The sequence below is a fragment of the Xenorhabdus sp. XBWT genome (genome assembly GCF_059072735.1).
In genome coordinates, this window is the sequence record NZ_CM180990.1 from 3,905,256 (window position 1) to 3,924,954 (window position 19,699).

Genomic DNA, 19,699 nt, shown 5'->3' on the forward strand with positions numbered 1-19,699 from the left:
ACTTGCTGTAATCACTGAGCTGAATACAGCAAGTATACTCAAGCCTCTTGTGCTATTTTACTTGACTGCTCTTTCTGCTCAGTACCACTCTGCTTTTCCTCCAATTTGGCAATCACGGCAGTGGAAATGCTGTTGCCGACTACATTCGTTGCGGTACGCCCCATATCAAGGAACTGATCAATGGCGAGGATAAGTAAAATTCCCGCTTCGGGAAGACTGAACATCGGCAATGTCGCTGCAACTACCACCACCGAAGCACGCGCAACACCAGCCATACCTTTGCTTGTGATCATCAGTGTCAACATAATCAGGATTTGCTCTGTAACACTCAGGTCAATGTTGTAAGCCTGTGCAATGAAAAGTATCGCAAAGGATTGGTACATCATTGATCCATCAAGGTTAAATGAGTAGCCCAAGGGTAAAACAAAGCTGGAGATTTTTTTCGGTACACCGAGGCGATCCAGTGCGTTCATGGTCTTTGGATAGGCTGACTCACTGCTCGCGGTTGCAAAAGCTAATGCTACGGGTTCGCGGATTAATTTCATCAGTGAAAAAATCCGCTTACCGAGGAAAAAGAATCCGACGCCAGACAGGACAGCCCAAAGTAAAAATAGGCCGATATAGAAGAGTCCAATCAGTTTGCCATAGTCATAAAGCAGGCCCAGGCCTTGCACGGTAACGGCGGAGGCGATGGCGGCAAACACGGCAATCGGCGCAAATGACATCACATAGTCGGTGATACGGAACATAATGCGGGCCAAGTCTTCAATCAAGGTCACGAAGAGGCTTCTTTTTTTGCTGTTATGACAGATATAGGAAAGTGCTGCGCCGAAGAATATAGAAAAAATCAGGATCTGCAAAATTTCATTATTCGCCATTGCTGAAGCGAAACTACTTGGGAAGATATGGCTGATAAAACTTTTCAGTGAGAATCCGCTGGTGTTCAGGCCGGTATTTACCTCTTCCTGCGGGACAACAACATTAAGCCCGACACCAGGCTGGAACACATTAGCTATCAGCATTCCAATGCCAAGTGAGACTAAGCCCGCGATGATGAACCATACCATTGCTTTGATGGTAATTCGCCCGACAGAGGATGAACCACTGATTGATATAAGCCCGGAGACAATAGTGGCGAATACCAGTGGCGCGATGATCATTTTTATCAGACGCAGGAACACATCGGTAATGATGTTGATATAGGAAGCGACTTCCTTTGTCTGGCTGACATCAAGATAATGATTCAACCCCCAACCGGTAATAATACCAAGCAGGATGGCGATGATGATTTGCTGCATGAGTCTTTGCCTGTTCATGGTGATCTCTTATTTTTCTGTTTCCTGATTTTTATTTTTTCAAATATTTACATTTTTCTAACCTTTGATGAAATGCAAATGAAAGATGCAATATGCAGAAAATGCATCATCACTTTGGGAACAATGCTTAATATTCAGAATGGTGCAATAGGTATAGGGAAATAATAATAAACGTAACGTGTTTTGCTAATTGAATAACTTTATGATTGAAATAAGTGATCGCTTAGGCGATCACTTATTTAATTTGATTAACCTTTAACATTGCTGACAATATCTCCATCTCCTCCATCTGCCCCATTACCTCCTCTCCCACCATTTCCGCCGTTAGCGCCATTGCCTCCCTTTCCTCCAGCTTGCCCCGGAAGTACTCCATCTCCGCCTTTACCTCCATTTTTACAATTGCTGTTAGGTATTCCGTCTTTACCATTCTGGCCCGGCTTTCCATCTAATTTTTTACAATCAATCACTTTTTCATTCGATTTAGCATATAGTGATACGCAAGGCATAGTTAATATAACAGCCGCTATGATAACTATTCTGAGTTTCATTTTTATCTCCTAAATGTAAGCTTAACTTTCCAATTTAATTGATTTTACTAAATTGCATAGTTAAGGGATAATTAATTATTCGGATAAGAGTAAATTACCATCTTAAAACATTATTTTCCGTATTGTTTAAATATTACTTTAATAAAACATCACTAAAGAATTATTACTTGAATTTAAAAATTCAAAAACAATAAAAACAGTTTCTATTTTAGAACTATTTTTTGACCTTTTTACTTTTATGAATACAATAATTATCTATACCCTTCGTCTCTTTGTACTTTGAGACAGACTGCCAGATAGTTTTTCCATTTTTTCTGTGGTAACTATCCGCTTTTACAGGCTTTTAAAACACCAATTCGCGCCGATTTTCGGGTTTGAATCAATATCCACCTCATCGTTAGGTTATCCATTTAATGTACTTTTTCCTACTGTTAGTACCCTCTTAAAACGAGATGAAGTTTTAATTTGTACAGTAGCAGGAACTTGTGTTGAATTACCACAGCTATAATCAGTTGTTGCACCATCAAAACGATAGCTTACATTTAGACACTCCAATGCTTCGACGATAACAGCAGAAGAACCTCCTGGTGAGGCAGGTATAATTTCACCCGTGATGGAGTTTTTTAGCGCTTTAGTATAAACACCATAACCTACTTTAAGTAGCTGACCTTCTCTAACCAACTCACGCAGTGCCCTACCAACCTGATCATAACCAGCGATATCTTTAAAATCGTCACGGGTAAACACATATCTCTTAGAGCGTTTCAATCGCGATTGAATAAAAGCCTTGATAGTCATAGTTATTTACTCCTAAAATGTGTTTGATAAACGTAGCAAAAACACGACAATCTTAATAGCAAATATACGACAATTCACTTACTATAAAATAACTCTATTTGATAATATTTCATTAAAAAATAATTTATATTTTCTACTCAATTTAAATATCGATAAAAATAATTAAAACAAACTTATTAACAAATTTGTGCTGACTAGCCGCTACTCCTATCAGTTCTAACTATCATCGACAGTCAGAAAAACTTTCAAATTCCACAAAAAATATTGAATTAGTCTATATTTCAATCAAAATGACTTCTGCTCATAGCGGGATATGATAGTGAATGAATGACGTAAACAATAAAATGGTTAAAGTTGCTCAATATCTTCGAATGTCAACTGAGCACCAAAAATATTCTATCGAAAACCAATCGGCTTATATTCAACGATATGCTGAACAGCACAATATGGTCATTATCCGTACCTATGATGACTCAGGAAAGAGTGGAGTAACACTATCTGGCCGTAATGCTTTCAAAAGACTAATTGCAGATGTCACCAACCATAATATCGAGCTGACTGCAATATTAGTTTATGATGTAAGCCGTTTTGGACGCTTTCCTGATCCTGATGAGGCGGCTCATTATAGTTACATTTTAAAAACACATAATGTTAAGATAATTTATTGTGCGGAATCCTTGTCCGATGATCATCCTGAAATAAACATATTGGCTTTGCCTATTCTCAGATATGGAGCTGCATCTTACAGTAAAAACTTATCAGAAAAAGTTTTTACTGGTCAGGCCAATCTTATAAAACGAGGCTATCATCAAGGAGGAATGGCTGGATATGGGTTGAGAAGGCAATTAATAAATGAAAGACACGAACCCAAACTAATCCTTGAATATGGGCAGAGAAAAAGCATCCAAACAGACAGAGTTATATTAACTCCTGGTCCCAAAAATGAAATAGAGATTGTAATTTATATTTATGATCAATTCATTTTACAAAATATTCCAGAGTATCTTATCGCAGTACAGCTAAATAAAAGAGGAATACCTGCCGAAAATAATAGTGTATGGACCAGAGGAAAAGTCCATCAGATACTGACAAACGAAAAATATATAGGTAATAACATTTATAATAAAACTTCTTTTAAGCTTAAACAAAAACTCATTAAAAACCCAAGAAATGAGTGGATAAGATGCGATAATGCATTTGAAGCTATAATATCTAAAGAAAAATTCTTTCTGGCTCAACAAATAATTCAAAACAGGAGTAAACATTTAACAAATGAAGATCTACTGAATTATCTCAGAAAAAAACTAGCAGAAAAAGGAAGATTAAGTGGTTTTATAATAGATGAAGATGAGACCAGCCCTTCAAGTTCTGTATTCAAGTCCCGGTTTGGAGGTCTAATAAGAGCCTATACTTTAATTGGATATAAACCTGAACACGATTACTCATTTATCCAAGAAAATGCCATTTTAAGAGAAAAATTAAAAAACATAATAGATGATTTTATAGAATCGATAAAGTCAAAAAATTGCCTTATCAATAAACAAGAAAATTCATTATTAAATATCAACGACGAGCTTTCAATTTCATTAGTAACTTCACGTTGCATAAAAACAAAAACAGGGAAATTAAAATGGAAAGTGAGATTTGAAAACATATTAGATCCGGAAATAACGATTGTAATAAGAATGGATAGTAAAAATCAGAACCCCGTTGATTATTATATACTCCCAAAATTAGACATTATTTATGAAGAGTTTGTTATAAAGGAGAAAAATCCAATATTCCTTGAGCTTTATAGATATGACAATTTAAATATTTTCTTTGAAATATTAACTAGACGAGAAGTAATGGAGTATATATGAAAGAGATAAAAAACCAAAACGATAATCATATCGAAATGATAGACATTTCCTTAATAAAAATTTCTAATCCAAGACAACGCAATAAATTTATACATAAAGAAATTCAGGATAACATTGATATCAGTGGACTACGAAAGCCTATAATAGTAAGGAGAATTAAAGATAAAAAATATAAATACTCTTTGATATGTGGACAAGGAAGAATGGAAGCCATATATAATCTAAATAACACACATGTTCCAGCTATAATTAAAGATGTTAACGAGGAAGATGGTTACATCATGAGTCTTAGCGAGAATGTAGCCAGGAGAAAACCAAGAGCCACCGAGTTATACGAAAGAATTAGAGATATGAAAAATAACGGAATATGTGATAATGAAATTGCATCTATTATTGGTTATTCTTCAAGTTGGGTTAGAAGTGTTATTCTATTATTAGAGAAAGGGGAACAAAAATTATTATCAGCTGTCGAGCGAGGCCAAATACCTCTTTCTCTGGCTGTTAGGTTCGCAAGATCTGATGACAAACACAATCAAAACTTACTCATAGACGCATATAATAATGGATTGATAACTAACAAAAATGTATCAACAATAAAGAAAATTTTAGAAATAAGGAGTTCAGGAAATAAAGGTAGTGCAAGCCATGACTATTTATACCACCAAAATAACCAAAAGATCAGCACCGAAGAACTGCGATCTATATACCAAAAAAATGTTGAAGAACACAGATTACTCCAGACTAAATCTGAATACGTCATGGAGAATTTAATATTAGCCAAACAAATTCTTAGTGAATTACTTTTAGAACCATCGTTCAATGAAATATTGACCACTGAAAATTTAACCAGCATTCCTTCAATAATTATTGATACGGCTCAACCTCATAAGGATTAATCCATGATTAAAGTATGTTTTAATGACAATCTTATTGATATATCTATAGATAAAATGACAGCCAGTAAATCTTTACCTGAAAACGTAAAGATTAGCATAAAATACAATCAAATAAAATCATCCATAAACGAAATTGGTTTAATAGAACCCATTATTATTTATTTCGATAATGATGGAAAAAGTATAAAAATTTTAGATGGACACCTACGAGTTGAAGTAATGAAAGATTTAGGAATAGAAAAAGCCAGTTGTATTGTATCAACTATCAACGATTCTTATACACCCAATAAGCATGTAAATCATTTAACCGTAATAGAAGAACAAAAAATGCTGCAAAAGGCCATAAGCTCAGGGGTTTCTATAGAAAAATTAAGCATAGCATTAAATATATCACAGGAAGCACTTAAAAGTCGTTTTCGGATAACAAAAGGAATAACTCCTGAAGTAACTTCACTATTGTCGGATAAACATATACCAATAGCAAGCTTAGATGTCTTAAAGAAAATGCAACCATTAAGACAAATTGAATCGGCAAATATAATGATAAGTGTTGATAACTTCTCAGTGAAATTTGCGTCATCTTTACTCCATGCCACTCCCGATGCACTACTGAAAAATTCTAATATAAAAAAAGAGAAATCAGACATACAAAGAAATCTTATAAGACTAGAAAAAGAGATGGCACTAGTTCAAACAGAAACTAAAAAACATGAAGAACACTATGGTGCAAACACACTTAAATTAGTTATTATAAAATCCCACATTACAAAGTTACTAAATAATCCTAAAATATTACATTGGCTCCTTGAGCATAAACCTGATTACTTAAATCTGCTAAAAAAAATTTCAGATTTAGATTCTCTAGCCAATCATACAGAATAAAAAAACTATCAAATATTTGTTTGAATCAGATACTGAAACGGGAAAAATCCGGATAGTTTGCTGTGCCTGCTACCTGTAATGAAAATTGACCGATGGATTTTATGCAATAAAAAACCTGTCATATCATTGAGTAAATTACAATAATATTCAACAAATAGCAGGGTTTTTATAATCATGAAAGGCCGAATATGACATTAATTTATGATATATCAAAGCAACACTTTATAGGCAAACTAAATTCTACTTTTGATTTCTATAAAAATAGAATGATTACCAAGTCAAACACAATGTAAATAGATTGATCGGAAAATCATCATCCATTACACGAAAGGCTTTATTGACCATATTCTCATTTATTATCTGTATGTAATGGAATAATGTGAATGGCGGAAAAAACTACCTAATAAGCCCCCATTTATCAGATTGTTCCTTAATCTCTTTAATAGAAGTCAGTTTGATCTTGGGTATGGTCAATTGTTCAAACAACGCAGCATAACGTTTCCTGCTTGTTGGTGTGACAACAGAAATATGATGAATCATTTTCCATTTAATGCTGTCCCTATTGCCCGCCAGACCACCATAGCGGTTGCGTTGAAAGAGGGTTCTATTTACATAACGTAGCAGACTTGATGGTGTTGAAACATCTAATAAGATTACTCCTGTTGCTCTGGATAGGCGTTGCGACAGGCATTTTCTATAGTTCCCATCTATAACCCAACTCTCCTCTTTTATTGCCATGTCGTGCAATACAACGAATTCATCTACGGAACGTTCCTGCCAGTTAGTATTCGGTAAATGAAAGAGCTGATCCAGATGAATCGCTTTCAGATTACATTTCCTTGAGATCGCATTCGCAAGCGTAGATTTACCGCTATTCGAAGGTCCTATAACGCAAATTCTATTTCCTAAATCCGAAAGTCTCATGACATCCTCCAGTAACAATAGCACCAACTCGTATTATCAATATGGGAGCACAGTATCTATACTTACAAACACCTTAATGTAGGTGATTTCATGATAGTTCTGATGACTAAAATTTTATGAAATGCTTTGAAAAACGTGAATTTCAGATATAAAAAAAGACGCTTTCTTTTAGCGTCTTAATTTTTATGGTGCCGAAGGCCGGACTCGAACCGGCACACCCGAAGGCGGTTGATTTTGAATCAACTGCGTCTACCGATTTCGCCACTTCGGCACTGAAGGGTTCGGAGAACGGGGGCCATTATACCTGTCAGAAGAGCATTCGCAACACTTATCCTTTCAATCTTGTTCAAGTGTCGAAAAAAGAATCGCTTTAGGCATTTTTTCATCAGGGGAGTTCAAAACACTACCATCCTAACGTCATGTCACACAAATTCCCTCTCCACAATTCTCTTCTGCTAATAGACAACCTATAAACTCCTTATATAATTCAAAATTATTCACTGCTATGAGGGAAATTATCATGAGTATTATCAGTTGGATCTTTACAGGCATTCTGTTGGGTGTCGTTATCGGGGCCATTATGGCGCTGCTTAAGAAAAAAAAATAACGGCTTTGTTCCCCACTTGAATGCTTCCTGATTGGTTAATCCAAAAATGAAAAAACGGCTATATAAACTGTGTGCAGTTTCCACCCTAATATGGGCTATTTCGGCTTGTGCTGATTCTGGCAATGCACACCAGAACAAGTTTCAGCAATCCAATGCGCAATCTGCAAAATGGGAAGTTTTTGAGGGTAATGACACTATCAGAAAAATAGCTACTACTCTGGTTGATCAATATTCACAATCCATTTTCGATGAAGGCCAGCCTTCGGGGATGGCTATGGTAGTGATCGATAATAATCAGGTTGTGCATCGCAGTTTTGGGGAAACTTATCCAGGGAGTGGTATTAAGCCGCGTCAGGATTCTGTGATTCGCATTGCTTCAATTACCAAATTGATGACTACTGAGGTTATGATCAAACTGGCACAGAAAAAACGTATCAGAATTACTGATCCGTTGCAGAAGTATGCGAATTACGGTGTTCATATTCCAGATTATGGATCAGGACAACCAATCCGGCTGTACCATCTGGCAAGCCATACCAGCGGGTTGCCACGGGAGCAACCTGGCGGAAAGTGGGGACGACCGGTGTTTATCTGGCCTACTCAATCAAACCGTTGGACTTGGCTGAAGACCGCAGGATTAGATGCCGTACCCGGCACAACAGCGTCGTATTCCAATCTGGCTTATGATTTATTGGCTGACGCTCTTTCCAAAGCTACCGGAAAATCTTATGTCCGCCTTCTGCAAGAGGAGATCACCCGGCCTTATCGCATGAAAGATACAACACTGATGCCCACGCAATCCCAATGTGCCCGTCTGATGGCTGGAATTAAACCCAGCCCTTGCGTCAATACTATTGCAGCAGCAGGCAGTGGCGGTATTTATTCCACCCCCTCAGATATGCAACGCTGGATGCAGCAATTTTTATCTTCTCAGAGTCAGCTGAGAAAGCAGACTGCCAGTCGTGAACAGGGTATTTACTTCAAGCGTGCTGATCTAAAGTCGATTAAAGGAATGGATGTTGCAGGTCCGGCGGATGGTATCGGGCTTGGTTGGGTATATATGGATGCCAAAGACGAGATTCCCGGTATTTACCAGAAAACTGGCGGCGGCGGCGGGTTCAATACCTATATGGCGATGATCCCTGAGAAGAATATCGGTGTATTTGTGGTAATGACGCGCAAAGAACAAAGTAAATTCAGTCGTGTGACGAGTGGAGTTAATGAATTAGTTGCGGCGTTAGCACGTAATCATAACCAAGTTTAGCGTAGTATACTTTTAACGCTAAAAAGATAGGCTAAGCTTTGCTTGGTGTGAAGCTCAGCCTTGTTGCAATATGATAGCTTCAGAAAAATCATGATTTTTAGTTTATGTTCCATCAAAACCATAACAGTTAATGATTTTATTTAAAAAGTAAAAACAGCTTCTATACAAATAACTGATTTAATAAAGATGTGAAGTAAAATTATTTATTATGAAGAGTAATAGAATGCTTATCGTTAAAGAGTAGCAGATTCAGAGGCGCTGAGTTAAATTAATACAAACAACACTAAATTAAAATCAGAGCATTGATAATATAATACTATGATTATTCATAACATTATTTTCAGGGGATTTGTCTTTCATCAGTAATCTTCATTCCATTATAGTACCAAACGGATTCATGAGGAATATCAGTATCCAAAGGCACAGCATAAAACCATCTTTGTAATAACTACTATGCCCACAGATATTCAGTCGTTTGATACCCTGATATTTATCTTCAAAGGTATAAAAATCCTCTGGATAATATTTTAATTCCCTCATTATTATTCCCCTTCTATTTAAATAAAAAAAGCAAACGTACCAAGTTCTAGAAGTGAGTGAGTTCCTGTATTACATTACGGAATAAAGATAAAAAAATCCAAAAAAAATCGCCCCACTATTTATTAAAAATAAGGGGCGAAATATAAATTTCAGTTATTTATTGTTTTTTATGCAGAAGTAAGTAAACACTCAGGCAAAAAAACAACAAACTTGGCAGCAACGCCCCCAATATCGGTGGCATGCTATAAACTAAGCTGAGTGGGCCGAATATTTCATTCAGGACGTAGAAAAAGAAGCCCGTACTGATACCCACAATTACTCTGTATCCCATTGGAACACTACGCAGCGGACCAAAAATGAAGGAGAGTGCCATCAGCATCATCACCGCAACCGATAATGGTGCAAAGACTTTCTTCCACATATTGAGCTGGTAACGCCCGGCATCCTGTTGACCCTGTTGCAGATATGTAATGTATTCATGCAGGCCACGAATGGAAAGTGCTTCAGGATCTAGGGAAACCACGCCCAGCTTTTCTGGTGTCAACCGGCTTTTCCAATCAGCAGAAATACGTTGTGAACCCGTAATCCGGCCATTTTGCCTTAAATCAGACTCTTCAACCTGAGATAACTTCCATTGCTGATTATCTTTGTCATATACCGCTGAGGCAGCATATTTCACGAACAACAGTTTTCTATTTTCATCAACGTGGTAGATGTTAACACCGTTCAGAGAATTATCTTTAGCCACGCTCTGAATATAGACAAAATCCTGTCCGTCTTTTGCCCATAAACCTTTGGTCGTGGACATCAGAGAACCGCCATACATTTTTTGGGATCGATAATTACGGGCGAGCTGTTCCCCTTGCGGAGCAACCCATTCACCAATAACCATCGTCAGCAAAACCAGCGGGATCGCCGTTTTCATGACAGAACCTGCTACTTGCAGGCGGGTAAAGCCTGAAGCCTGCATCACTACCAGCTCACTGCGTGTAGCCAGTGCCCCCAAACCCAGTAATGCACCAAGCAAGGCTGCCATCGGGAAGAAGATCTGGATATCTTTGGGAACACTCAGCAGGGTATAAATACCTGCGGAAAAAGCGGTATATTCACCCTGCCCGACTTTGCGCAGCTGATCGACAAATTTGATAATGCCGGAAAGTGATACCAACATGAACAAAGTCATCAGGATGGTTTGAATAATTGTCCGGCCAATGTATCTATCCAATACCCCAAACATTATGACGCCCCTTGATTCTTAAAGCGTGAACGCAGTTTGCGCATGGGTACGGTATCCCACAGATTCAGCATGACAGCCAAGGCCAGATATGTGCCGTTAACCAGCCACATCCAGAGCATAGGATCGAGTTTGCCTTTACTGCCATTGGAACGCAGGGAGCTTTGTAGCAGGAAGAAAATCAGATAGAGCAACATCGCTGGCAACATACTGAGTATACGCCCCTGACGCGGATTCACGGCACTTAACGGAACAACCATCAATGCCATAACCAGCACAGACAAAATCAATGTCAGGCGCCAGTGGAATTCTGCACGGGAGTCATTGTCAGTATCATGCCAAAGCTGTTCAAGCGATTTTTGCTCGACTTTGTTGTTATCGATATCTGCCCTCTGATGACCAATCACCGCCTGATAGTTGATAAATTCGGTGATGCGGAAATCGCGCATTAATGCCGTACCCTCGTAACGCGTTCCCTTATGGAGTACCGCAACCTGATTGCCGTTCGGAAGCTCTTCCATATGCCCACCATCCGCAAACACAACCGAAGGACGTTGATCATTCGACGGCCGAAGCTGGGCAAGGAATACATTCTCAAAAGTGCTGCCTTTCACGTTGCCGATATAGAGCACCATATTGCCATCGCGGGAAGGTTTGAACTGCCCTTCCATGATCGCCGCAAGACTTGGATTGGCTTTTGCGTCCGCCAATACCTGCGCTCGATATTTAGAAGACAGCGGGGTGAACCAGATAACGTTGGCAGCCGCCAGCATTGATGTGAGTAGAGCAAGGATAAGAGCGGATTTCACCAACACACCTTTGCTCAATCCGCAGGCATGCATGACGGTGATTTCACTTTCGGTATAGAGTTTGCTGAACGTCATTAATACCCCGAGAAATAAACTCAGGGGTAAAATAAGCTGTGCCATTTCGGGCACACCTAAACCTAACAACGATATAACCAAATTTGCGGGAATACTACCTTCCACCGCCGCACCCAATACCTCAACTAATTTCTGGCTGAAAAAGATCAGTAATAGGATGAAAAGTATTGCGATTTGGCTTTTCAGGGTTTCCCGTACTAGATATCTAATGATGATCACGCTTATTACGCCTGTGAAAACTTGTCTTTTTGCAGGAAAGTCGCTAACTTCGTCGTATATCTACCATTTATATGCGTCAGTTTGGCTTTCCCATCGCTAAAATGATACCAAAGCATTCCATATATTGGTTCCCAATTAGAACACACTTATTGTCAACTAAGTACCAAAAAATAATATGCTTAGCTTAACATAACAGTTAACTTTCTTTGGGATGAATTAATGCGGAACGTGATATTTTAGCTATTGTATCCGCCTTTGTCTTTAAGATTCAGGAGAACGCATGGAATTTAGTGTAAAGAGCGGTAGTCCGGAAAAACAGCGCAGTGCCTGTATTATTGTCGGCGTATTTGAACCCCGCCGTCTTTCCCCTATCGCAGAGCAGCTTGACAAAATAAGTAACGGCTATATCAGTGCCTTATTGCGCCGTGGTGAACTTGAAGGCAAGGTCGGTCAAACCTTGTTGCTGCATCATGTTCCTAATGTGCTGTCTGAACGTATTTTACTGGTCGGTTGCGGAAAAGAGCGTGAACTGGATGAACGTCAATACAAACAAATTATCCAGAAAACCATCAGTACCCTCAATGAAACAGGTTCAATGGAAGCAGTTTGCTTCTTGACTGAACTGCATGTGAAAGGGCGCAACAATTACTGGAAAGTCCGTCAGGCAGTCGAAACAGCCAAAGAATCACTGTATGTTTTCGATCAACTCAAGAGCAGCAAAAATGAGCTGCGTCGCCCGCTGCGTAAAATGGTATTCAATGTGCCGACACGCCGTGAATTGACTAGCGGCGAACGAGCGATTCAGCACGGCCTTGCCATTGCTTCCGGTATTAAGGCGACAAAAGATCTGGCCAACATGCCACCCAATATCTGTAATGCCGCCTATTTAGCATCACAGGCACGCCAGCTTGCTGACAATGCCGAGAATCTGGCAACCAAGGTCATTGGCGAAGAACAGATGAAAGAGCTGGGAATGAACTCTTATCTGGCAGTGGGTCAAGGTTCACAGAATGAATCCCTGATGGCAGTCATGGAGTATAAAGGCAGCAAAGATACCAATGCAAAACCTATCGTACTGGTGGGCAAGGGGCTGACTTTCGACTCCGGCGGTATCTCTATCAAGCCATCCGAAGGCATGGATGAGATGAAATATGATATGTGCGGCGCGGCTTCGGTTTACGGCGTTATGCGCGTTGTTGCCGAACTGCAACTGCCAATCAATGTCATCGGTGTTCTGGCTGGCTGCGAAAATATGCCGGGTGGACGGGCTTATCGTCCGGGCGATATTTTAACCACCATGTCCGGTCAGACCGTTGAAGTGACAAATACGGATGCGGAAGGCCGCTTGGTACTGTGTGACGCGTTGACTTATGTTGAGCGTTTTGAGCCGGAATTGGTTATTGATGTCGCAACCCTGACAGGTGCTTGTGTCATTGCACTGGGTGGTCATTACACGGGTTTGATGTCTAACCATAACCCACTGGCACACGAACTGCTGAATGCATCAGAACAAGCAGGGGATCGTGCATGGCGCCTGCCGCTCGGTGATGAATATACCGAACAGTTGGAATCCAATTTTGCGGATATGGTGAACTCGTGCGGACGTTCAGGCGGTGCCATTACCGCAGGTGCTTTCCTGGCCCGCTTTGCGACCAAATACAACTGGGCGCATCTGGATGTTGCCGGTACAGCATGGCGTTCAGGTAAGGCGAAAGGTGCAACAGGTCGTCCGGTTGCACTCCTGTCACAATTCCTGTTAAATCGTTCGGGTTTGAATTCTGATGATTAATGCTCCTGCTTCACATATTTTTCGATAATTTCAAGATATTCGATAAAAATGTGGCATCAAAGGTATTCAGGGAATAAACGGAATTAAGGGTATTGCAGACGCAGTACCCTTTTCCGTCACGGTTTCCCATAATCTTGTAACCAAGAAACTATGAAAAACGCCACCTTCTATTTGTTAGAAAAGCTACCACCGGAAAAGCGGTTACCGGAACAATCATCGTTTTCTGACGATTTACAACCGCATGAATGGCTGGCATGTCAGCTTGCCGCTGACCAATGGCGTGCAGGAAAACGGGTTCTGATTGCTTGTGAAAACCAGCAACAGGCCGAAAAACTGGACGAAGCATTATGGCAACGGGAGCCGAATCAATTTGTACCGCACAATCTTGCCGGAGAAGGCCCTCGTTACGGCGCTCCTGTAGAATTGTGCTGGCCACAAAAAAGAAGCAATGCTCCCCGCGATGTGCTGGTGACACTGCTCCCTCACTTTGCAGACTTTGCCACAGCTTTCCATGAAGTGATAGACTTCGTTCCTATTGATGAAAATCTGAAACAGTTAGCGCGCGAACGATATAAATCCTATCGTAGCGTCGGCTTTAATTTGACCATGGCAACCCCGCCAACCTATTAAATATCAAGACACAATGGAAAAGACACCCGCAAACCAAACGCAATCTGAGCCATCTCTCGATAAAACGTACAACCCGACAGAGATAGAGCAACCTCTTTATAACCACTGGGAAAAAAGCGGTTATTTCAAGCCTAATGGTGATAGCAGCCGTGAAAGTTTCTGCATCGTCATTCCACCGCCAAACGTCACCGGCAACCTGCACATGGGGCACGCATTCCAGCAGACTATCATGGATACCATGGTGCGTTACCAGCGCATGCAGGGTAAAAATACCCTGTGGCAATCAGGGACTGACCACGCGGGTATTGCGACACAAATGGTTGTTGAGCGCAAGATCGCAGCAGAAGAAGGCAAAACCCGTCACGATTATGGGCGTGAAGCCTTTATCGACAAGATATGGCAGTGGAAAGCGGAATCGGGTGGCAATATCTCCAACCAGATGCGCCGTCTGGGTAACTCCGTGGATTGGGAGCGTGAACGCTTCACCATGGATGAAGGCCTGTCCAAAGCCGTAAAAGAGGCTTTCGTTCGCCTGTATCAAGAAGATCTGATTTACCGTGGCAAACGCCTTGTAAACTGGGATCCTAAACTGCGCACTGCAATTTCTGATCTGGAAGTTGAAAACCGTGAAGTTAAAGGTTCCATGTGGCATCTGCGCTACCCGCTGGCTGACGGCGCGACAACCGCTGAGGGTAAGGATTACCTGATTGTTGCCACAACACGCCCGGAAACCATGCTGGGTGATACCGGTGTTGCCGTTAACCCGGAAGATCCACGCTACAAGGATCTGATTGGCAAAGAGATCTTGCTGCCTCTGGTAAACCGACGCATTCCTATTCTGGGCGATGAGCACGCAGACATGGAAAAAGGCACCGGCTGTGTGAAAATCACCCCGGCCCACGATTTCAATGACTATGAAGTCGGTAAACGCCACAGCCTGCCAATGATCAATATTCTGAGCTTTGATGGCGATATTCGTGAAGCGGCAGAAGTCTTCGACACCAACGGTGAAGTTTCTGACTTCTACTCCACTGAAATTCCTGCTGAATACCGTGGTATGGAACGTTTCGCTGCCCGTAAAGCGATTGTGGCAGAATTCGAAAAACAGGGTCTGCTGGTTGAGATCAAACCACATGACCTGACCGTACCTTACGGCGACCGTGGCGGCGTGGTTATCGAACCGATGCTGACCGATCAGTGGTACGTCCGCACCGCACCACTGGCAAAAGTAGCGATCGAAGCGGTTGAAAACGGTGATATCCAGTTTGTACCAAAGCAGTACGAAAACATGTATTACTCTTGGATGCGTGATATTCAGGATTGGTGTATCTCCCGCCAATTGTGGTGGGGCCACCGTATTCCGGCTTGGTATGACGCGCAAGGCAATGTCTATGTCGGCCGCGATGAAGAAGAAGTCCGCTGTGAAAACAACCTTGGTTCAGACATCGTTCTGACTCAGGACGAAGATGTGCTGGATACCTGGTTCTCCTCCGGTCTATGGACATTCTCCACGCTCGGCTGGCCTGAGCAGACTGAAGCCTTGAAAACCTTCCATCCGACCAATGTGCTGGTCAGTGGCTTCGATATTATCTTCTTCTGGATAGCCCGCATGATCATGATGACCATGCATTTCATCAAAGATGAAAACGGCAAGCCACAAGTACCATTCAAAACAGTCTACATGACAGGACTGATCCGCGATGACGAAGGTCAGAAAATGTCGAAATCCAAAGGGAACGTTATCGACCCGCTGGATATGATTGACGGTATCTCACTGGAAAATCTACTGGAAAAACGTACCGGAAACATGATGCAGCCACAACTGGCTGAGAAAATCTGCAAGCGCACTGAAAAGCAGTTCCCTGAAGGTATTGAAGCCCACGGTACTGACGCCCTGCGTTTCACACTGGCAGCGCTGGCATCCACCGGTCGTGATATCAACTGGGACATGAAGCGCCTGCAAGGTTATCGCAACTTCTGTAATAAACTGTGGAACGCCAGCCGTTTCGTGCTGATGAACACCGAAGGGCAGGACTGCGGCCAAAACGGAGGCGAAATGTCGCTGTCACTGGCAGATCGCTGGATTCTGGCAGAGTTCAACCAGACCGTTAAAACCTATCGTGAAGCGCTGGATACTTACCGTTTCGACATCGCCGCGAACATTCTTTACGAATTCACGTGGAACCAATTCTGTGACTGGTATCTGGAATTGTCCAAACCCGCTATCAATAAAGGTTCGGAAGCGGAAGTCCGCGCAGCCCGCCATACTTTAGTTGAAGTTTTGGAAGGTTTGCTGCGTCTGGCACACCCCATCATTCCATTCATCACCGAAACTATCTGGCAGCGCGTGAAAGTCGTCAAAGGCATTGATGCGGATACCATCATGCTGCAATCTTTCCCTGAATTCGATCAGGAGAAAGTAGATGAACTGACACTGAACGATCTGGAATGGATCAAAGAGGCAATTATTGCAGTACGCAACATTCGTGCAGAAATGAACATCGCGCCAAGTAAACCGCTGGAAGTTCTGCTGCGTGATGCCAATGACGATGCACAACGCCGCGTCACTGAAAACCTCAACTTCATTCAGGCAATGGGCCGTCTTTCTTCTGTTATCATATTGGCGGCAGGAGAAGACGCCCCTGTTTCTGTCACCAAATTGATCAATGGTGCAGAAGTGCTGATCCCAATGGCAGGCTTGGTAGATAAAGAGGCAGAACTGGCGCGTCTGGATAAAGAAATCGAGAAGCTGGATAAAGAGATCAGCAGCATTGAAGGCAAACTGGCTAACGAAGGCTTTGTCAGCCGTGCGCCAGAAGCTGTTGTTGCAAAAGAGCGTGAGCGTCTGGTAACTAACAACGCCGCGAAAGAAAAATTATTGGCGCAGAAAGAAACTATCGCTGCCCTGTAATTTTGTTTAATTGATATTTATTACATAAGCCACTGCACTAGCAGTGGCTTTTTTCATGCGATATTTTGCATGCCACATAATTGTCAGCTTAACAGCCAGCATATCAAAATAAAAAATGTCAAAGAAAACCCCAAGCTTTTCAACATGGAATGAGTATATTTACTGATAAAATAAGCCAATACGACAGTGGACAATGCGAGTGCATATTGAATATCAAATTGCTCTATTAATTCACTCAGGGATAAATTATTCAGGGAAATATTGACGATAATGGTTCCCAGAATAAAACAGATGGCATAATCCAGCGCAGTGATCAGTAAACTCTTTTCCTTAAATAATCGGTTATTTATCAGAAAAGGAGCGACCCTTAATACAAAACTGATCAATCCCATTAATACGATCAGCAACATCATGGCTTATAATCCTTTCTGGTTTTCTGCTCCATAAGTGCAATCACGAACCCACATAAAACAGGAATAATCAATTCCATGAGTGTCATATTTATTTCATTCAATAACGGTGCACATACTCCTCCTATTATGGTAGCCAATACAGACATATTCTTACCGGAACTCTTGGCAGTCAAAGAAGCGAAGTGTATGGGAACCAGCATCACTAAAAACAGCGAAACAGATTTATAATTCAGATGTTCTGCTGAAATATATCCTAACAACGTAGCACAAAAAGTAATGAAAAAACAGGGTATTGCGACACCCAGATAAAAATGGAACTGGGATTTCCCATCTGTGATACTTTCCGCAGAGATATGTGAATGCGTCACCGTATAAGTACTGGTACAGAATCCCAACATCGACAGCAAAACATTTCGTTTTGGAATACCATGAAAATATTGCGACATTACCATTGCCATTAGAAAAAAACGAAAATTGATCAGCAAGGCCAGAATAATAACAGAAAGTACCGCACCATCAGCCAGATAACCTACCGCAGCCACTTGTAACGGTGCAGCATAGATTAACAATGAGCCAACCAATGTTTCCATTAATGGAACACCATGACTCTGATAAAGTGCACCAATCGAAGTGAAAATAAGGAAAAACGAGATACAGACAGGTAAAGAATGAACCATGCCTTTTCTAAAGAACGGATTCAACACTTGGCTCCTATATTTAGCGTTATATTTTAAATTGCGTAACAATAAATAGAATATCGGGCGCTCATACAGAAAAAATGAAGATATAACAGACCCTATATCATAGCAATGACTTCAAGAATATTTATGGAGTATTTCTCTTGGTTAATATGACTTGATTAATAATAAATATAATTTATGGTAATCAATTGTATGTAATAGTTCCAATATGATATAACTTTATTTTATATATAAGGTTTTTGATATTCTCGTATAGTGAGAGTCATTTTAAATATAAGCATTTCCTCTCGGAGAAATAGAATGAAAACCATACTAACAATCTTATTAGCAGGTATTGTGCAGTTTGGTCTCCCTTATCCCGCATATGCACGATCTACTCTTGATAAGATCCAATCCACAGGAATATTCAAAATTGGAACAGAAGGTGCTTATGCTCCATTCAGTTATCATGATGCTTCCGGAAAATTGACCGGATTCGACGTAGAAATCGGCCGTGAAATCACACTGCGCATGAAAGTGAAGCCTGAATTTATTGAAGGTAAATGGGATGGTTTGATTGGTGGCCTTGATGCCGGACGTTCCGATGCGGTAGTGAACCAAATCGCCATTACGCCGGAGCGTGAAAAAAAGTACAGCTTCTCCCTGCCCTATGTTATTTCAGAAGCGGTACTGATTACCCGCACAGATAACAACGATATTAAAAGGTTCAGCGATCTAAAAGGGAAAAGATCAGCGCACACCCTGACCAATAATTTTGCCCAGATCGCCAGACATTACGGTGCAGACATTATTGGCACCAATGGTTTTAATCAGGAAGTCGATCTGGTGAGCACAGGCCGTGCAGATGCAACAATCAACGATAAACTTTCTTATCTCGATTACAAAAAACATCGTCCGGATGCGCCGGTAAAAATTGTTGCCGTTGATACTCAGGCATCACAAACCGCTGTACTGCTCCGTAAAAATGATACTGAATTAAAAGCCGCAGTAGATAAAGCTATTACTGAAATAAAAGCAGATGGGACTTATCAGAAAATTTGGGATAGATATTTCTCTGAAGAAAATGCTGAATAATTAGAAAAAGAGCCTTACAGAGCAGGCTCTTAGATTATATTCTGAAAGCACAATCTTGCTGTTTTCTCGCCTGTTCATAAAACCTATCAATAACACCACAAAAACCGAACATATTTGTTATTACTGAATTTAAAAACAAACCATCAGTTATACAAATATAAAAAATAATTACAATATTATAAACAAATAAAACAGTGAAACCCTCTC

Annotated in this window: 17 protein-coding genes, 1 tRNA gene and 1 pseudogene; 8 read left to right on the top strand and 11 right to left on the bottom strand. The window is 40.8% G+C overall.

Annotation, left to right across the window (positions count from 1 at the left end):
* Positions 1 to 38: 38 nt before the first annotated feature.
* The 4 genes and pseudogenes from AC5JQI_RS17060 to AC5JQI_RS17075 all read right to left on the bottom strand — a co-directional run bounded on the left by AC5JQI_RS17060 (position 39) and on the right by AC5JQI_RS17075 (position 2,662).
* Positions 39 to 1,316 (bottom strand): dicarboxylate/amino acid:cation symporter, encoded by a 1,278-nt coding sequence (locus AC5JQI_RS17060; protein WP_493913030.1) that lies wholly within the window; start codon positions 1,314 to 1,316, stop codon positions 39 to 41.
* 248 nt (positions 1,317 to 1,564) lie between these two features.
* Positions 1,565 to 1,864 (bottom strand): hypothetical protein, encoded by a 300-nt coding sequence (locus AC5JQI_RS17065; RefSeq protein WP_493913031.1) that lies wholly within the window; start codon positions 1,862 to 1,864, stop codon positions 1,565 to 1,567.
* Positions 1,865 to 2,084: 220 nt separating this feature from the next.
* Positions 2,085 to 2,260, bottom strand: a pseudogene (locus AC5JQI_RS17070) (IS630 family transposase); the annotation flags it as partial.
* 6 nt (positions 2,261 to 2,266) lie between these two features.
* Positions 2,267 to 2,662, bottom strand: a complete 396-nt coding sequence (locus AC5JQI_RS17075; protein WP_493913032.1) for a DUF6088 family protein — start codon at positions 2,660 to 2,662, stop codon at positions 2,267 to 2,269.
* Between the two features lie 323 nt (positions 2,663 to 2,985).
* Here AC5JQI_RS17075 and AC5JQI_RS17080 point away from each other — a divergent pair, with 323 nt between their 5' ends.
* Genes AC5JQI_RS17080 through AC5JQI_RS17090 form a run of 3 tightly spaced genes read left to right on the top strand, consistent with a single transcriptional unit; the run spans position 2,986 to position 6,302 of the window.
* Entirely contained in the window at positions 2,986 to 4,524 is a 1,539-nt protein-coding gene (locus AC5JQI_RS17080) for a recombinase family protein (protein ID WP_493913033.1), read from the top strand.
* Complete coding sequence (locus tag AC5JQI_RS17085; RefSeq protein WP_493913034.1) at positions 4,521 to 5,420, top strand: ParB/RepB/Spo0J family partition protein; 900 nt, start codon at positions 4,521 to 4,523, stop codon at positions 5,418 to 5,420. The genes AC5JQI_RS17080 and AC5JQI_RS17085 overlap by 4 nt, the downstream gene beginning before the upstream one ends.
* Before the next feature lie 3 nt (positions 5,421 to 5,423).
* Positions 5,424 to 6,302: a plasmid partitioning protein RepB C-terminal domain-containing protein gene (locus tag AC5JQI_RS17090; RefSeq protein ID WP_493913035.1), complete on the top strand. Its 879-nt coding sequence runs from the start codon at positions 5,424 to 5,426 to the stop codon at positions 6,300 to 6,302.
* Positions 6,303 to 6,698: 396 nt separating this feature from the next.
* Here the strand turns inward: AC5JQI_RS17090 and AC5JQI_RS17095 are convergent, their stop codons facing one another.
* Both AC5JQI_RS17095 and AC5JQI_RS17100 read right to left on the bottom strand, forming a co-directional pair.
* Positions 6,699 to 7,226, bottom strand: coding sequence for a GTPase (locus AC5JQI_RS17095; protein WP_493913036.1), 528 nt, complete (start codon positions 7,224 to 7,226; stop codon positions 6,699 to 6,701).
* 186 nt (positions 7,227 to 7,412) lie between these two features.
* A tRNA-Leu gene (locus AC5JQI_RS17100) sits at positions 7,413 to 7,497 on the bottom strand.
* A gap of 382 nt (positions 7,498 to 7,879) precedes the next feature.
* Here AC5JQI_RS17100 and ampH point away from each other — a divergent pair.
* Positions 7,880 to 9,097, top strand: coding sequence for a D-alanyl-D-alanine-carboxypeptidase/endopeptidase AmpH (gene ampH, locus AC5JQI_RS17105; protein ID WP_493913037.1), 1,218 nt, complete (start codon positions 7,880 to 7,882; stop codon positions 9,095 to 9,097).
* 369 nt (positions 9,098 to 9,466) lie between these two features.
* On the opposite strand, the gene AC5JQI_RS17110 is transcribed toward ampH, so the two are convergent.
* The 3 genes from AC5JQI_RS17110 to lptF form a co-directional block, all read right to left on the bottom strand.
* Complete coding sequence (locus AC5JQI_RS17110) at positions 9,467 to 9,637, bottom strand: hypothetical protein (protein WP_493913038.1); 171 nt, start codon at positions 9,635 to 9,637, stop codon at positions 9,467 to 9,469.
* 157 nt (positions 9,638 to 9,794) lie between these two features.
* A complete protein-coding gene (gene lptG, locus AC5JQI_RS17115; protein ID WP_493913039.1) occupies positions 9,795 to 10,874 on the bottom strand; it encodes an LPS export ABC transporter permease LptG in 1,080 nt (359 codons plus the stop codon).
* Positions 10,874 to 11,974, bottom strand: coding sequence for an LPS export ABC transporter permease LptF (gene lptF, locus AC5JQI_RS17120; RefSeq protein WP_493913040.1), 1,101 nt, complete (start codon positions 11,972 to 11,974; stop codon positions 10,874 to 10,876). The genes lptG and lptF overlap by 1 nt, the downstream gene beginning before the upstream one ends.
* A gap of 280 nt (positions 11,975 to 12,254) precedes the next feature.
* Between lptF and pepA the strand changes: the two genes are divergently transcribed.
* From pepA to AC5JQI_RS17135, 3 genes are all read left to right on the top strand, one after another.
* The gene (gene pepA / locus AC5JQI_RS17125) at positions 12,255 to 13,763 is read left to right on the top strand and encodes a leucyl aminopeptidase (RefSeq protein WP_237387685.1); all 1,509 of its coding nucleotides are present in this window, start codon (positions 12,255 to 12,257) and stop codon (positions 13,761 to 13,763) included.
* A gap of 150 nt (positions 13,764 to 13,913) precedes the next feature.
* On the top strand, positions 13,914 to 14,393 hold the full coding sequence (locus tag AC5JQI_RS17130; RefSeq protein ID WP_493913041.1) for a DNA polymerase III subunit chi: 480 nt from the start codon (positions 13,914 to 13,916) through the stop codon (positions 14,391 to 14,393).
* Between the two features lie 13 nt (positions 14,394 to 14,406).
* On the top strand, positions 14,407 to 17,304 hold the full coding sequence (locus tag AC5JQI_RS17135) for a valine--tRNA ligase (RefSeq protein WP_493913042.1): 2,898 nt from the start codon (positions 14,407 to 14,409) through the stop codon (positions 17,302 to 17,304).
* 83 nt (positions 17,305 to 17,387) lie between these two features.
* On the opposite strand, the gene AC5JQI_RS17140 is transcribed toward AC5JQI_RS17135, so the two are convergent.
* Complete coding sequence (locus AC5JQI_RS17140) at positions 17,388 to 17,717, bottom strand: AzlD domain-containing protein (RefSeq protein WP_493913043.1); 330 nt, start codon at positions 17,715 to 17,717, stop codon at positions 17,388 to 17,390.
* Positions 17,714 to 18,418, bottom strand: coding sequence for an AzlC family ABC transporter permease (locus tag AC5JQI_RS17145; protein ID WP_493913044.1), 705 nt, complete (start codon positions 18,416 to 18,418; stop codon positions 17,714 to 17,716). Before AC5JQI_RS17145 ends, AC5JQI_RS17140 begins: the two co-directional genes overlap by 4 nt.
* A gap of 300 nt (positions 18,419 to 18,718) precedes the next feature.
* Here AC5JQI_RS17145 and AC5JQI_RS17150 point away from each other — a divergent pair, with 300 nt between their 5' ends.
* Positions 18,719 to 19,492, top strand: a complete 774-nt coding sequence (locus AC5JQI_RS17150) for an amino acid ABC transporter substrate-binding protein (RefSeq protein WP_493913045.1) — start codon at positions 18,719 to 18,721, stop codon at positions 19,490 to 19,492.
* Positions 19,493 to 19,699: the final 207 nt, after the last annotated feature.

What these genes read in the sequence shown, in the direction of transcription:
- lptG (WP_493913039.1), bottom strand. Translation starts at nt 10,874, where the DNA reads ATGTTTGGGGTATTGGATAGATACATTGGCCGGACAATTATTCAAACC.
- AC5JQI_RS17080 (WP_493913033.1), top strand. Translation starts at nt 2,986, where the DNA reads ATGAATGACGTAAACAATAAAATGGTTAAAGTTGCTCAATATCTTCGA.
- AC5JQI_RS17140 (WP_493913043.1), bottom strand. Translation starts at nt 17,717, where the DNA reads ATGATGTTGCTGATCGTATTAATGGGATTGATCAGTTTTGTATTAAGG.
- AC5JQI_RS17130 (WP_493913041.1), top strand. Translation starts at nt 13,914, where the DNA reads ATGAAAAACGCCACCTTCTATTTGTTAGAAAAGCTACCACCGGAAAAG.
- AC5JQI_RS17085 (WP_493913034.1), top strand. Translation starts at nt 4,521, where the DNA reads ATGAAAGAGATAAAAAACCAAAACGATAATCATATCGAAATGATAGAC.
- AC5JQI_RS17150 (WP_493913045.1), top strand. Translation starts at nt 18,719, where the DNA reads ATGAAAACCATACTAACAATCTTATTAGCAGGTATTGTGCAGTTTGGT.
- AC5JQI_RS17095 (WP_493913036.1), bottom strand. Translation starts at nt 7,226, where the DNA reads ATGAGACTTTCGGATTTAGGAAATAGAATTTGCGTTATAGGACCTTCG.
- ampH (WP_493913037.1), top strand. Translation starts at nt 7,880, where the DNA reads ATGAAAAAACGGCTATATAAACTGTGTGCAGTTTCCACCCTAATATGG.
- AC5JQI_RS17135 (WP_493913042.1), top strand. Translation starts at nt 14,407, where the DNA reads ATGGAAAAGACACCCGCAAACCAAACGCAATCTGAGCCATCTCTCGAT.
- pepA (WP_237387685.1), top strand. Translation starts at nt 12,255, where the DNA reads ATGGAATTTAGTGTAAAGAGCGGTAGTCCGGAAAAACAGCGCAGTGCC.
- AC5JQI_RS17065 (WP_493913031.1), bottom strand. Translation starts at nt 1,864, where the DNA reads ATGAAACTCAGAATAGTTATCATAGCGGCTGTTATATTAACTATGCCT.
- AC5JQI_RS17060 (WP_493913030.1), bottom strand. Translation starts at nt 1,316, where the DNA reads ATGAACAGGCAAAGACTCATGCAGCAAATCATCATCGCCATCCTGCTT.
- AC5JQI_RS17075 (WP_493913032.1), bottom strand. Translation starts at nt 2,662, where the DNA reads ATGACTATCAAGGCTTTTATTCAATCGCGATTGAAACGCTCTAAGAGA.
- AC5JQI_RS17090 (WP_493913035.1), top strand. Translation starts at nt 5,424, where the DNA reads ATGATTAAAGTATGTTTTAATGACAATCTTATTGATATATCTATAGAT.
- AC5JQI_RS17110 (WP_493913038.1), bottom strand. Translation starts at nt 9,637, where the DNA reads ATGAGGGAATTAAAATATTATCCAGAGGATTTTTATACCTTTGAAGAT.